Annotated in this window: 14 protein-coding genes; 5 read left to right on the plus strand and 9 right to left on the minus strand. The window is 55.6% G+C overall.

What is annotated here, in order from left to right:
- Positions 1 to 516 (plus strand): hypothetical protein (locus VGN12_16345; protein HEY4311023.1); only part of this gene is annotated, 516 nt, incomplete at its 5' end.
- Between the two features lie 31 nt (positions 517 to 547).
- Here VGN12_16345 and VGN12_16350 read toward each other — a convergent pair.
- Positions 548 to 1,030, minus strand: coding sequence for a DoxX family protein (locus VGN12_16350; protein ID HEY4311024.1), 483 nt, complete (start codon positions 1,028 to 1,030; stop codon positions 548 to 550).
- Between the two features lie 57 nt (positions 1,031 to 1,087).
- Between VGN12_16350 and VGN12_16355 the strand changes: the two genes are divergently transcribed.
- Positions 1,088 to 1,294, plus strand: a complete 207-nt coding sequence (locus VGN12_16355) for a hypothetical protein (GenBank protein HEY4311025.1) — start codon at positions 1,088 to 1,090, stop codon at positions 1,292 to 1,294.
- Between the two features lie 137 nt (positions 1,295 to 1,431).
- On the opposite strand, the gene VGN12_16360 is transcribed toward VGN12_16355, so the two are convergent.
- The 8 genes from VGN12_16360 to VGN12_16395 all read right to left on the minus strand — a co-directional run bounded on the left by VGN12_16360 (position 1,432) and on the right by VGN12_16395 (position 9,649).
- Positions 1,432 to 2,211 (minus strand): aquaporin, encoded by a 780-nt coding sequence (locus VGN12_16360; protein HEY4311026.1) that lies wholly within the window; start codon positions 2,209 to 2,211, stop codon positions 1,432 to 1,434.
- Positions 2,212 to 2,294: 83 nt separating this feature from the next.
- Positions 2,295 to 3,821 (minus strand): FAD-dependent oxidoreductase, encoded by a 1,527-nt coding sequence (locus VGN12_16365; GenBank protein HEY4311027.1) that lies wholly within the window; start codon positions 3,819 to 3,821, stop codon positions 2,295 to 2,297.
- Between the two features lie 263 nt (positions 3,822 to 4,084).
- A complete protein-coding gene (locus VGN12_16370; protein HEY4311028.1) occupies positions 4,085 to 4,711 on the minus strand; it encodes a DoxX family protein in 627 nt (208 codons plus the stop codon).
- Positions 4,712 to 4,717: 6 nt separating this feature from the next.
- Complete coding sequence (locus VGN12_16375; protein HEY4311029.1) at positions 4,718 to 5,482, minus strand: alpha/beta hydrolase; 765 nt, start codon at positions 5,480 to 5,482, stop codon at positions 4,718 to 4,720.
- Positions 5,483 to 5,529: 47 nt separating this feature from the next.
- Positions 5,530 to 6,378, minus strand: coding sequence for an alpha/beta hydrolase (locus VGN12_16380; protein HEY4311030.1), 849 nt, complete (start codon positions 6,376 to 6,378; stop codon positions 5,530 to 5,532).
- Positions 6,379 to 6,418: 40 nt separating this feature from the next.
- The gene (locus VGN12_16385; GenBank protein ID HEY4311031.1) at positions 6,419 to 7,084 is read right to left on the minus strand and encodes a DUF417 family protein; all 666 of its coding nucleotides are present in this window, start codon (positions 7,082 to 7,084) and stop codon (positions 6,419 to 6,421) included.
- 30 nt (positions 7,085 to 7,114) lie between these two features.
- Positions 7,115 to 8,449, minus strand: coding sequence for an oxalate/formate MFS antiporter (gene oxlT, locus VGN12_16390; GenBank protein HEY4311032.1), 1,335 nt, complete (start codon positions 8,447 to 8,449; stop codon positions 7,115 to 7,117).
- A gap of 45 nt (positions 8,450 to 8,494) precedes the next feature.
- Positions 8,495 to 9,649, minus strand: coding sequence for a cupin domain-containing protein (locus VGN12_16395; protein ID HEY4311033.1), 1,155 nt, complete (start codon positions 9,647 to 9,649; stop codon positions 8,495 to 8,497).
- Between the two features lie 355 nt (positions 9,650 to 10,004).
- On the opposite strand from VGN12_16395, the gene VGN12_16400 reads away from it, so the two are divergent.
- From VGN12_16400 to VGN12_16410, 3 genes are all read left to right on the plus strand, one after another.
- Positions 10,005 to 10,679 carry a response regulator transcription factor gene (locus VGN12_16400; protein ID HEY4311034.1) on the plus strand — a complete coding sequence of 225 codons (675 nt, stop codon included), beginning with the start codon at positions 10,005 to 10,007 and terminating at the stop codon, positions 10,677 to 10,679.
- 34 nt (positions 10,680 to 10,713) lie between these two features.
- Complete coding sequence (locus VGN12_16405; protein HEY4311035.1) at positions 10,714 to 13,218, plus strand: histidine kinase; 2,505 nt, start codon at positions 10,714 to 10,716, stop codon at positions 13,216 to 13,218.
- A 397-nt stretch (positions 13,219 to 13,615) separates the two neighbouring features.
- Positions 13,616 to 14,122: cytochrome c (locus VGN12_16410; protein ID HEY4311036.1), on the plus strand; the 507-nt coding region annotated here is incomplete at its 3' end.

Below are 14,122 nucleotides of genomic sequence, written 5' to 3' on the forward strand. Positions count from 1 at the left end.
GATATGTTTCAGGTGCACCCCGAGCTACCCGGCATCATCGTCCATTGGTTTGTTACTACGTTGATCAAGACACCGGGTCACGCGCCAGCCGACGGTCTGGCATCGGCGTCGATCCTGAATCAACTTCAGACTCCCGGCGGAGCGGTGCAGGTAAAGCAGCAACTGGTAGAAGCTCGAAAAAAAGATCCGCAGGCGCAGTTGTGGCCGGAGGCTGCCGGGGACATCATCGGTGAGGATTATCAGCGTGCGGTAGACATCAAGAATGCGATTGAGATTTTTCAGCTAAATCTTCTGGCGTATCCGAACTCTGCCGATGCGCACTTCAACCTCGCCGATGCTTATTTCACAAGCGGACAGAAGGACCTGGCACGACAGTACGTCGAAAAAGCGTTGGCTATGCTGGATTCTCACGCGGCGCCTTTGTCGTCCTGGTCCGATACGGAGCAGCGCCGCGCCGAGATTTGCAGCGCCGTGTTGGACATACTCAAGAAGCTTGGTGAGGACAAAACAAAGTGAGGAGAGTCACTCGAATGAAACTCGTCGCGATCTATTTTGCGGGGGAGATTGATTTCCACAATCGGTCGATCGACAACGGACCAGCGCCGATCAGAACGAGAACGAGCAAGCCGGCTATATATAACAGATTGATCTCATAGCCGGGCGGACCGAAGACCGGACCATTTTCGTTAAGACCAATGGTTTTGATCGCGCTGAACCCGTACCGCCCGTTGACGGTGATCATTGCCACGAACATGGAAACGATCAGCGGGATGCTGACAATCGCGACGAATGCGCCAATGATTAGAGCGAAGCCGCCTGCCAATTCAAGGAATGTGACTGCCCAGGCTGTGAAGTCGGGGAGGGGAACGCCGACTTGTTGCAGCAATTTTGCAAACCCGGCCGGGCCGCGGCTCCATTTGGCCCAGCCATGAACGATGAAGCCGACTCCCATGACTATGCGAAGCGGCACGGGGGCCAATTGCATCAACGCGTTCTTGTTTTTCAGGAGATGATCGGCGAGGTCCCGCACGCAAGGTTTGACAGCCGTTGGCGAGATTCGTTTATGAAAGGCAGTGACGAGTGACGAGTGATCCGCCACGGCGGCCAGGCAGTGGACAAGCGTTCGAATCCCAACGACGCGCAAGGTCCGCTGTACCACATCCTGCGAGTCTTTCTCATCGATCGCAAAGGTCGTATACGAAACATCTACAGTTCGGCGACGCTTGATCCTCGCTTCATCCTGGCCAATGTGAAAACGCTGTTGCAGGAAGAAACGAAACTTTCGAAACAGTAACCACGCTATAGCCGCCTCGCTCTGTCGAGGCGCACGAAAGTCCTTTATTTTCCCGGCGATTCCGTCTCATGTGCCACCTGTGATCAGTGCTGTGGATGGCTTTTGCCACAGCGGTGATTGGGCAACCGCGGCGCCGGTCAGAATGAGGGACTTTGAGTTAAGAATCGCGAGCGCCCTGTTCGATATCCGCAGTGAAATATACAGCGTGTGCTATTCGCGTGGTACAGCTTCGCGCAAATGGGACTGACCCCTCCGCGAAGCCGAAGAAAAATCTCTGCGGCGGCGAGCATGCCTAACGGAGGCGCAGTGAAATAGATCCAAAGCGCGTGCCAATAGCTGGCGGAAAAGGCTGAACCAAACGTTCGTGCCGGGTTCGTGCTCATCCCGGATAGCGGCCATTCAAAGATCATGTATATAGCGACAAGTCCGCCGGCAAAGTACGGTGTGTATCGTGCGATGTTTTCGCGATTGGACACGAACAGCACCGTGATCATCAGAATAAAAGAAATCGTCATTTCTGCAATAAAGGCGATAGCGTTGCCATACCTGCCAGGAAGTGTCACCGCATAGTGCACCGCGGCGTGACCAGGCGCACCTCGCAGTAATTGCGTGGCGATCACAACACCGCCAATGCCGCCAAGGAATTGTGCGGCGACGTAGAACGCCGCATCCGAGAAGTCCATTTTTCCCAATCGATAGAACGTCAGCGTCACTCCTGGATTGAAATGAGCTCCGGACTGCTTACCCCACGGGGAGGTGATAATCGCGACGACCGTCGCGCCCATGCCTAATCCTATAACCGCACGGCGATAAAAGCCATTGACGATCAAGTGCCGGACCGGTGAGGCAGGATGTTGTAATAAGGTCGCAAACGTGCACGTAGCAAACATATACAAAGCCAACTCGCCAGCTTCCATTAGGTACTCCGGCCAATGGAAGGGTAGGTTGCCAAGCGCACTTACGGCATTAGCTCTCATTCTTCCGCTCATTGGTCTGATTCCTATCGGCCGACTCGCGCATGATCGCGTTTCTCGACCGCCGCCTCACGTCGTTTGGGCACACGGGCAAACAACATTCCCAAGCCCTCACTCATGGTGGGGTGAGTGAACACGGCATCTCGCAACAGCGTGTATGGCGCCCCTGACAGCATTGCGACCTGAACGTTAGCCATTAGTTCTCCTGCTTCCGGGCCGAAAGCAGAGAACCCGAGAATGCGATCGCTATGCGCATCGATGATAACCTTCATAAATCCGCGCGTCTCAGAGAGAGTATGCGGTCTGAATACAGCATCCATCGGCAGTGACGCCACTCGATACGAGATGTTGTTTGCCAAAGCCTGTGACTCGTTGATGCCAACGCGACCCAGCGGTGGATCAATAAAGAGACAGTAAGGAACCAGGCGGTCGCGCGTGTTGCGGTTACCTCCGTTCAGATTCGCGTGAATGATGTGGAAGTCATTTTCGGATACGTGGGTGAAATAGGGGCTCCCGGCGCATTCTCCTACAGCCCATACATTCGGCGCCGTTGTTTCCAGGCGATCATTCACTCGGATATGCCCACGCTCAGTGACTTCAATTCCCGCCTTTTCCAAGCCGATTCCTTGCGTGTTCGGGACACGCCCAAGCGCAGCCAGAATGTCCGTTCCTTCTATGGTTCGCGTGCCGGCTTCGTCTTCAACCTGCAGTTCTACACGCTCTCCCGAAATACCTTTGATACTCAGAACTTGCGTACGCAGCAGAACCTCGATTCCCTCGTCGCGGAATAATTCCAGTATCGCTTGCGCAACATCAGCATCCTCTTTTGGCGCAAGCTGCGGCTCGCGAGCGATCAATGTGACGCGGCTACCAAACCTGCGCATGGCCTGCGCCAACTCCAGCCCCACGTAGCCGCCGCCCAGAACGATCAGATGTTCGGGAAGCCGCTGCAGGTCGAGCACCTCGACATGCGTCATCGGCTTAGCCTCCACCAGTCCAGGTATGTCTGGTATCGCGGCGTGGGTTCCGACGTTCACGAATACGCGCTCACCGGTAAGTGTGCGCTCGCCGCCGTCGCGCAGAGCGACCTGGAGAGTACGCGGTCCGATGAATCGAGCATTCCCCCAAATCAATTCAGCTCCGGATTCCTTGTATTGATCGAGATGGACTTTGATCAAGCCCTCGACCATTTTTCGTTTTCGCTCGAAAACGCCGGCCATATTTACCCTAACCGGTCCAGTTTCCATCCCGAATTCCTGATGCCGTGCGAACAGGGAAGCAACCTTCGCGCTGTGAATGATGTTCTTGCTTGGCAGGCAGGCGATATTTGGACACGCTCCGCCGATGTACTTCCGCTCGATCGAGGCCGTTCGCTTACCTTCTTTGGCCATCGTCCATGCTATTAATTTACCCCCCGTGCCGGCTCCGAGCACAAGGACGTCATATTTTTCCGGTTCACCCGCGGCGTTAATCTCGTTTCGGTGAGGGCGATCGGTTTCCGTCTGCGATAATTTGTCGATTGGAGTTACAGCGGCGGAATCGGCGGCTTTCATTGCATTCATGGTAAGTTGACGGTCGGTTATGAATCATCGCTGGCGACGGCACATGAGTCAGATTTCGGGCTGCCAATTCAGACCTAATGTGCGCTCCCTCTTTCGAGGTAGAAAGGCATTGAATCAATCACTGCTCGATTATTTTCCCTTTCTTTACCGGAATAAGAAGCCAGTGCGCCTAAAAGTTGTCGGACGGTAATCGCCACTTACGTTATAGTCGGCACTGGACTTTTGAATTGTTCCAGTTAGTTTAGCTCGATTGGTTAGGCGGCTACTCGCAAACGCCGCTGCCGTTGGCGACTTCGCAGCGCATCAATCGACAAAGGGCCCGCGCCGCCGAGGATAAGCACCGCCAGGCAGGCGATGTATAGCAGGTTGATTTCGTAACCAGGCGGGCCCAATTGGGGCCCCGCAGGGGTGAGGCCGATTGTGTTCACGGCGCTAAAGCCGAACTTGATGTTTACGGTAAACATCGCGCCCAGCATCGAAAGGATTAGTGGAACACTTACGATGGCGACAAATGCCCCGATTAGAAGAGCCAGGCCGCCACAAATCTCCAGCAAGGTCACCAGCCAGGCGTTAGCGAGAGGCAGTGGCACGTGAGCCTGTTTCAAAAGCTCGGCGAAGGCCGCTGGCCCACGACTCCACTTGGCCCATCCATGGACCATGAACCCCACACCAAGGATCATCCGAATTGGTATGGGAACCCATCGCTGCCACCGCTCACCGTTTAGTAATTCAAGCGTGCAGATTCCTTTTAAAAGATTGTGGTGGCGTCGCCTAACGAATAAGGAGATTAGCCACGGTAGGGGTGTCGTGCCAGCCGGACCGGTGTAGCCCTGCCGATTCTTTGGCCTGCGTCGGGTGACGATTGCAACGGATTGGTTCATGATGTTTCACCTTTCTAGACGGATTGAGATATCGAACAAAGTTGACAAGGAGCGCGGAACTTCACGGTCGGTGGGGTACGAGAGCGTTTCTTGTGCAGCGGCGATGATGACCTCCACGACTCTTTCCGGCGCAGTGAGTAAGGGCGTATGGTCGACGGCAAACGCATGAGTGCGCGCCTGCATTCGCTCGGCCATGAAACGTTGCGTTTTGGGATTGATCATGCGGTCTTCTTCCGCGATCAGAAACCAGGACGGCTTTGATCTCCACGCGGGCTTCGGAGCCGGCTCCTGGATGCACTTGAGTGAGATTGGCCGCTGGACCGCTTTGCATAATGCAATTTGATCTGCAGTGGCATGATGCGCGAAGGCGTTGGAGAACCCTTCCTCGGGCATCCAGATCCATCCTTCTCCGTCAGGTGCGAGATTGGGGGCTTGCGGATGCGCTTCATCGCGGTAAAAGACTTGGGCGACAGTCTCTCCCTCTTCAGGAGCAAGCGCCGCCACATAGACCAGTGCTTTGACGCGCTCGTCATTCGCCGCCGCAATCACTGCACCGGCATAAGCGTGTCCCGCGACAAGCACAGGACCGCTTGTCCTGGCGATCGTCCGGTTCAGTGCAGTGATATCGTCGCTGAGCGAGGTGAGTGGTAGCGGCGCTGCAATAACCTGCAATCCTTGTTTGCTAAGGGCGAGAATGACTTCCTTCCAACTCGATCCATCCGCCCAAGCGCCATGGGCCACAACTACCGCGGTGTTTTCAGGAAATGGCACGTTTCGTTCCTTCCTTGTGACCTCGTGTTACAGGTGTAAATCGGGAATTACTCCAAAAACTCTCGAATGCGCTCCGCAATAAACTCGCTCGAATCCTCGAGGGCGAAGTGGCCGGTATCGATTAGGTGCAGTTCCGCGTGAGGAATGTCCCGTTGGTAGGCTTTCGCCCCTTCCACTGTGAAAAATGGATCGTTGGTTCCCCAGACAATGAGCATGCGCGGTTGTTTGTTCCGGAAGTACTCGTGCCAGCCGTCGTAAAGTGTGACGTTTGATTGATAGTCATAAAGAAGATCGAGCTGAACGGCGTCGTTGCCCGTACGGTCGAGAAGGAATTGGTCGAAGGTATAGGCATCGGGACTGATCCGCTGCGGGTCCTTAACGCCATGCGTGTATTGAAAGACAGTCGTCTCCTTCGTGAGCAGTCCCCGCACAGGCTTCTCGGTCTCGGTATTCCGATCCTTCCAAAACGGTTTCATCGGGTTAAATGCTTCGCCGATCCCTTCCACATACGCATTGCCGTTTTGAACCACAATGCCTTCGATCGCGTCCTGATGTTTTGAGGCAATCCGATAGCCTACCGGCGCGCCGTAGTCCTGCACGTAGATACTGAACTTCTCCAGGCCGAGAACACGGAAGAGCAATTCCTCCACGTGCTCCGCCAGATTGTCGAAGGTATACTTGAAGTCGTTCGTATTCGGCGCATCGCTATAGCCGAAACCAATGTAGTCCGGCGCAATCACATGGAGGCGATCCGACAGTTTTGGAATCAGATCGCGGAACATGTGCGATGAGCTGGGAAAACCGTGCAGCAGAACGACAGTTGGCGCATCTTTGTTGCCGGCCTCGCGATAAAAAATCTTTCGTCCGCGTACGCTCGCGTAGTTGTAATTCGTCATGTCGATTTCAGTGTGTATGTGTCTGTTTTATGAACCAGGATCAACGTGCGCTAACGCGATGGCGAGTTGAGTCAGATTTGCGTGCTGTGATAGATGGTTTGGAAACTGCTTTCCGTTTAGGTACGACGGATGTTGTAACGTTGTTGATCGGAGACCTCAACGGAACGCGGGCTGGACCGTTATGTGTTACTTCATCGCTTATCAAATCCACGTGCACATATTTCCTGGACGACGACACTCTCAGCACACCCTGTCTTAATAAATAGAACGATGCAGCGAAAAGAACGAGATCCTTCAGAAGGAATGCAACTTTCTCGGTCATAGCAGGAAACCCGCCTGCAGAGGCAGCCCAGCCATCCGGCATAAACGGGATAATCGTGACCGTCGCCACAAAGGCAAAGCATGAACCGAGGGCTCCGAGAATTCCCAATTTTTTATTCCAGAAGCCCAGGAGCAAGAGCCCGCCAAACAACCATTCCGATACGCCTAAAAAGTAAGTAGCCCCGCGGATGCCGAAAACCGGATACATCCAGGAAAGGAGGGGGCCGTTGCCGATGTAGGGAATCAACGCCTGCGCCTCATAGTCAAACCATTTCTGATATCCAAAGAAAAGAAATATGACGACCATCGACGCCCGAATCACGTGGTAGTCAAGGTCCTTCTTCAGGATTTTGAGCTTTATCAAAAAATTGATAATACGATCCATGTTAGCTTTCCTCTTCTTCCTACATTGGCATTACGCCGTCGTGGCGCGCATAAACGGCCTCCGAACGCGTTCTGCATGGCCCTGCTCGTCAGCGTGATGCCGGTGTTCGGCAGGCCGCAGCACCGCCAACACCAGAATGGTAGAAAGCACGCTGATTCCTGCAGCCAGAAAGAGCACGCTGTTCCAGGTACCGGTGGCCGTGACCAGCAGGGTCCCAAGCGGCAGCAGGAACGCTGCGACACCCTTGACAGTGTAGAGGATCGAGTAGTTCGCGGTCGCGTATTCCGGGCCGAACAGATCGGTGTTCATTGCCGGAAACACACTAAAAATCGCGCCCCAACAAAGGAAGATCACCCCGGCGAAGACGGCATATCCCAGGGGATGATGTCCCGTGACGCTCATAAGGTAATAGCCTGCGGCGCCAACAGCGAAGGAGATCGCCATGGCCGAAGTGTTGCCGATCCGATCGCCCAGCCAGCCGAAGAACGGCCGTCCAACGCCGTCCGAGAGGTTGGCCAAGATCAGCCCTGCGCTCAGTGTTGTCGTGCCCCATAGCGCCAATTCGGCAACCCCAAAGGCACGCGCCAGCGGCGCGAGATTCGCGATCACCATCAGGGCGCCCGCAACCATCATGAGGCGCAACGTGTAGAGAACCCAGAACACAGGTTGACGCAGCATCTCGGGAGTCGTGTAGCTGTGACCGGTCTGCTTCACCTTGACAGCCCTGACCGCCGGTGCCTCTCCCGGGTAAGGCGCGCGAATGACTTGCGCCATGATCAGGATCAGGGCTCCCTGGACCAGTCCGAACCAGAGAAACGCCGATTGGTAGCCGCTAGCAGCGATCACCATGCGCATGGGGATGACGGTGAGTGCAGCTCCAGTGCCAAAGCCAGCCGCGACCAGGCCAACCGCAAGGCCGCGGCTGTCCTTGAACCATTTCACGGCGATCCCGATGCATGTCATATAGACGGCTCCGGCACCGAGGCCCGCCACGGCATTGCCGAAATAGAGCACATGCAGCGAGTGCGCCATGGATACAATCGTCCACCCTAAAGCGACCAGCGCGCCACCGGCGCTGATTGCGACACGCGGGCCCCAGTCCGGCCCAAGCTTGTCTGCGATCCAACCGGCGATCGGCGTTCCCCAGGTCTCCAAGGCAATGAACAAAGTGAAGGCAAACTGGATCTGGGTGATCGTCCAACCATGTGCCTCATGCAGGGGTACAACAAACAGGGTCCACCCATATTGCAGGTTGGCGATCATGAACATGCACACGACGCCAAAAATAAGCTGGCGCCAACGCTTCCTGTTGCACTCCGCATCGCAATCTAGGTTGTCCTTTTCGGACGTGAATGTCGTAGTCATATTAGAACCTCCTGGGATATTTTTTTTGTAATCGATCGAGTCTTTCTACAATGGCATGATCACGCCGCCGTTCTTGGGGATCGCGTCGTAAGTGGCCTTATCGATGCGCAAGTGCGCCATGACCGCTTCCGGCGGAGTATGAGCAAGCCATTCAGAGAACGAAAGGTCTTGAAAACGATCGACCTTGCCGAACGTCTCCAGGAACACCAGATCCGTGTCGCCTGTGTTCTCGATGTAGTGCAGCAAGGTTTTCTGGATGTACCCGACGTCTCCCTCTTGAAAGTCCATCGTGCGAGCCTTGTTGCCTGTGGCCACCACGGTCATTCGTCCCTTGCCACTAATGTAGTACTGCCACTCGTCCGCATTTGGATGCCAGTGTAATTCCCTAAGCCCGCCCGGATGAACTGTGACAAGTGCCATCGCCGTGGTTGAGGCTTTGAAATTGCTTGAATCAACGATGCGCGCCTCGCCGCCCTTTGTTTTCTTCGTCGGCGGCATTTCCATCGTGCGAAAGGCAAAGTTCTCGGGCGACTTTCCACGTGTGCCCGCCGCTGCTTTCTGGTCGGCCTCAAGTGATTCTGGGATATCCGCTTCGAAAATGAACAATTCTCCCTTGGGAATATTCTTGAATGCTTCCGCTTTGACCGCGAAATTTTTTGCCAATATCTCAGGCGGCAAATGCGCCATGGAGTCGCTCAGCAGGACAGTCTCTGACTCCGAAAAGTTACCGTCGTCAAACACGAGCATGAACTCGCATCCGTCGGGGTTAAGGCCTTGAATGGAGTGAGGGATTCCCGACGGAAAGAACCAAAGATCATTTTTGCCCACGTCGGCGACGAAACTTTTGCCGTCCAAATCGATGGCCGTAATCCGTGCTGTTCCGTAAAGCATGATGGCCCATTCGCCTGCCGTGTGCCAATGAAGCTCGCGGAATGCCCCCGCGGTCAGTCTCATGTTAACGCCGGCCATGGTTTTGGAAACAGGAAGCTCCCGCACCGTCACCTCGCGTGACCATCCGCCTTCATACGTGCGCTTGTTGCCGAAGGAGAACGGATACTTGAACGTCTCGACAAGGCTCTTGGAATCCGTGCTGGGTGGCCAGATGGAATCTCGATTCTGGTCGTCCAGCATCGGATTAGCCGGCCCGGGGTCACTTTTGCTGCGGTCTGCTCCTACTACCTGGGAATGCTTCGTTTTCATATCAAAACGCTGTGGCCGACGCTCTTTGGCTGCTACAAGGCGTCCGTAAGATTTTCGTGTGCGACCGAGGATCTATTCGTCGCTACCTCTTTCGAGTTAGCGGTCATCTCGGGATCAGTGATTAGGTATTGCGAACACGATAAGGATCAAAACGGCGCGACTACTCCGCGGTTTGCCACACGTGCGAAACGGCGCTGATTGCCGGCAACATCGAATACGAACCTGACCTGCTGGATCCGCCCGCAACGGGAAACGTCCATCTCACGAGTTTCCGGCATTTTTGATATCGTGGAACCGATCTTCTTCATTCTTGATCTTTCTCTCTGAGAGGTCGACCGTAGATGCCGCTAACAAAATGCGCCCCACAGCCGCTGTTGTTAGGCGCGGAGGGAAGCCGAAGGCCGCGAAACGCGAGCAGATTCGCCTGCTGGTAGCGGACGATCATGTGCTAATTCTGGAAGGCTTAACAGCGGCGATCGGCCGGCAGGATGATATGAGGGTCGTGGCGAAGGCGGCGGACGGACGGGAAGCCGTCGACCTTTGGAAGACGCATCGCCCGGATGTCGCTCTGCTTGATCTGCGAATGCCAAAGCTGAACGGCGTGGCCGTTATCAGAGAGATACGTGACGAGGACGTCTCTGCCCGCGTGATTGTGCAGACGACCTACGACACGGACGAGGAGATCTACCAGGCTATGCGGGCCGGCGCACGAGCGTACCTGCTAAAAGATGCGCCGCTGGAGGAATTGCTGGACTGCATTCGCAAGGTGCATGCCGGTCGAACCTGCATTCCGCCGGCATTGGGCGCGAAACTAGCGGCGCGCGTGAGCGGTGACGCCCTAACGAGTCGCGAGATAGATGTATTGAAGCTTCTGGCGAAGGGCCGAAGCAATAAGGAGATCGGCTCGGATTTGTTCATCAGTGAAGCAACGGTGAAGTCGCACGTCAGAAACATGTTCACGAAACTGCGTGTGATGAGCCGGACGGAGGCTATCGCCGCTGCAAACCAACGCGGCCTGCTTCAACTCTAGCTATACTCGATGAAAAGCCGCTCGAGGATTTGCCATGTCTGAATCCGAAATTTGGAGGTTCTCTGGAGTGACTGAAAGCGATCATTTAAAGCCTTTGCCGAAGCGCGTCGCGGCGGGCTCGGCTGTTTTCATCGTCGGGTTAGGCGTGACTGTGCTCGTCGGCTGGTTCTTTCACGAACCCGCGCTCATCCAGTTCGTGCCACAACTGCCCCCCATGACGCGGAACGCGAGCGTGTGTTTTCTGCTGTGTGGTGTCGCCCTGCTGATGGTAGCTCTGCAGAGGTCACGTTGGCTGGTTATCGTGTGCACGGGAATAGTCAGTATCGTGAGTGTCCTCACTATCGTTGAATACGTGTTCCGCGTGAATGCCGGAATAGACGAGCTCCTGGGGCCATCCTATATCACCGTCAAGCTGTCGACCCCGGGACGCATGGCGCCGGTGTCGGCGATTTGTTTCGCCATGGGTTCGATTGGGCTGCTGCTAGCGCCCAAGATCCTATCGAGGCGGGTCGCGCTGTTGTTGGGGCTAAACGGTTCGATCATCGCGGCGGTTGGCATGGCAACGAGCATGGCTTTTGCGCTGGGGTCGAGCGATGCGTTCGGTTGGGGTAACCTCACACGCGTGTCGTTACATACCGCAGTCGGCTTCTCCGTCCTCGGGTTCGGCATCCTTGCGTTGGCGTGGCACGTCGAGATGGACCCGACCGGCACCCCGCGGTGGTTGCCAATCAGCGTGGGGATCGCCGTCGGCACGAGTACCGTGGGCTTGTGGCAAGCCCTCATCGCAGGGGGGAATGCACCGTTCGCTCTCCTACCTGCCGTTGTGCTCGGTGGCGGGTGCCTCATGGCGCCGATCTTCGGTTTGACGGTCTATCTCGCGCAACGTGCTCAGGCACAGGCGGGGGCTCTGCGAGTCAGGACTCAAGAGCTCGAGCAGCGGAACACGCAATTAGCGGAGGCAAAAGCCCTGTTGGCCGAAGAGAAGCTGGCCCTAGAGCGCAGCGAAGCTTATTTGGCTGAAGCGCAGAGACTCAGCCACACCGGAAGTTGGCACTGGAACGTAGGTAGCGGAGAAGTTGTCTGGTCCCAAGAGTTTTTCGCCATTTTTGGTTTTGATCCAGACAAAACGAAACCCTCGTATTCGTTGAGTCTCGAGCGCATTCATCCGGAAGATCGCCCTACGGTTGAGCAGATTCGGCGGGTAGCTATTAGAGAGAAAAGGGATTTTGAAGTTGAGTACCGGCTCCTTATCCCAGGAGGCTCGATGAAATATGTGCACAGCATTGGTCAATGCTTAGTGAGCCAATCCGGCGACACTGAATACATCGGCGCAGTAATGGATATCACAGAACGCAAAAAAGCGGGGGAGGCTCTCCGTGCGTCCGAGCAAGTCGCGCGCGGACAGGTGGAGGCGCTCGTGCAAAGTCTGGATGTGCTCGCCACCGCGCCTGCACCGGACCAATTCATCCTGCGCATGCTGAGCACCATGGGTCGCTTGTTAGGCAGTCAGTGGGTTGCGGTTTGGTTGTGGCTGGTAGACGACGCGACTCATTCGCTGGTACTGCGCGCGGCTGTTAGACAAGACAACTCTGATCCGCATGCTTCGGAGCACCCCTTTGTGAAGGATCCCCTTTTCTGGAAAGAAGACGGCGGACTTCAGGAACTATTTTTCAGCGGCGTTCCGATTGCCTATGAAGACGTCGACACCGATCCGCGAATCCGCGATGCTCTGCGAGCGTATTTTCAATCTCAAGGAATGCGAAAAATTTTGCGGCTACCGATGCGTGTAGGAGGCGAAGTCAAAGGGTTCATCACAATCTGCCACGCCCGACGGCCGCCTTACCAGCCAGCTGAGGTCGAACTCGCGCAAGCTCTCGCGCACCAAGCCATGCTTGCGATCCAGAGCCGGCAAGCCGCAACACTCGAAGAACGCAATCGCATGGCCCGCGACGTTCACGACACGCTGGCGCAAGGCTTCACCGGCATTGTGGTTCAGCTGCAAGCAGCCGAGGACGCGAGTGCAAAAGCCCTGAAGAAGGATGCTCAGAAACATTTGCAGAGCGCCCGCGATCTGGCGCGCCAAAGCTTAGTCGAAGCTCGTCGCTCAGTGCATGCGTTGCGGCCGCAAGCCTTGGAAGACGCATCGTTTTGGGATGCGCTCAAGCGGATGATTAGGCAATCCACTGCCGGCACCGCGCTTCATACTAAATTTCAGATGCGTGGTCACCCGCGCGATCTTCCTCCGCTTTGGCAGCAGAACCTGCTGCGGATCGGTCAGGAAACCCTAACGAATACATTGAAGTATGCTCGCGCCGGCCGATTCGAAGCGCGCCTCAACTTCAACAAGAAGGAACTTCGACTTGAACTGGAGGATGATGGTGAAGGATTCACCACGACTGATCGCCATGATGGGTTTGGTCTGATCGGCATGCGCGAGCGTGTCGCGCAAATGGGCGGCACCTTGACGGTAACTAGCGCGCCCGACCACGGGACGAAGATCGTCGTAGTCTCCCGCTACGCGTGCAACGACACGCTCTAGGCAGCGGCTCGTGCCATAGCCGTCTCGTTCGAAAGGACAAGCTACTTCTCGTTCCGACTTACTAGAAATATTCCTATCCTTTGTTCAATACCGGGCAGTTCGAAGTAGGGCAGTAAGGTTTGTCATGAAGAATAAACAAATGTCGCCCGCCGAAGGAACAGCGAAATTATCTAGCCGTTAGTCTCGCACGCCCGTGTCCGTTTCACCGAATATGTCAAAATCCATTCGGTAGAAAGAGCGAATGCCTAACGAATCGCGCGCGTCGCACAAACACCCGGCGGAAGTAACCACGCTGTAGCCGCCTCGCTCTACTTGCCGCGCCGTAATTTTTGAAGGCAGGTCGAGGCGCACGAAAGTACTTTATTTTTCCCGGCGATTCCGTCTCATTACTTGATCTATGGTCAAATTTCTCCTTGGCTTGGTTATTGGAGCCGGTCTTCTCCTGCTGGCGGGTTATCTTTTCGCTACGCGCGGCGTCTATATGGGAACGAAGGGCGGCCCGTTGCCAATGGAACAGTTCATTGCAAACAAGGCCATTGAAGCCTCAATCGGGAAAAGTTCCCACGACGAATCGCCGCTTCAGGCAGACGAGACCAATCTTCTGGCAGGCGCGAAAATATATATGCAGGCTTGTGCAGGGTGTCACGGACGGCTGGATCAGGCGTCGAGTGGTGCGAAGGGATTTTATCCGCTCCCGCCGCACCTGCTTCCGCCAGGTACGGGCGTAACCGACGATCCGGTAGGCACCATTCACTGGATAGTGAAAAACGGGATCCGTTTCAGCGCCATGCCGTCGTTCAACCAGAAACTGAGCGACTCGGAAATTTGGCAGCTAAGTCTTTTGCTGCGGAGCGCCGACAAATTGCCGAATTCGGTTCAGGATTCGCTCCGTCAACCGCAGCAG

The sequence above is a fragment of the Pirellulales bacterium genome (assembly GCA_036499395.1).
Lineage (GTDB): Bacteria > Planctomycetota > Planctomycetia > Pirellulales > JACPPG01 > JACPPG01.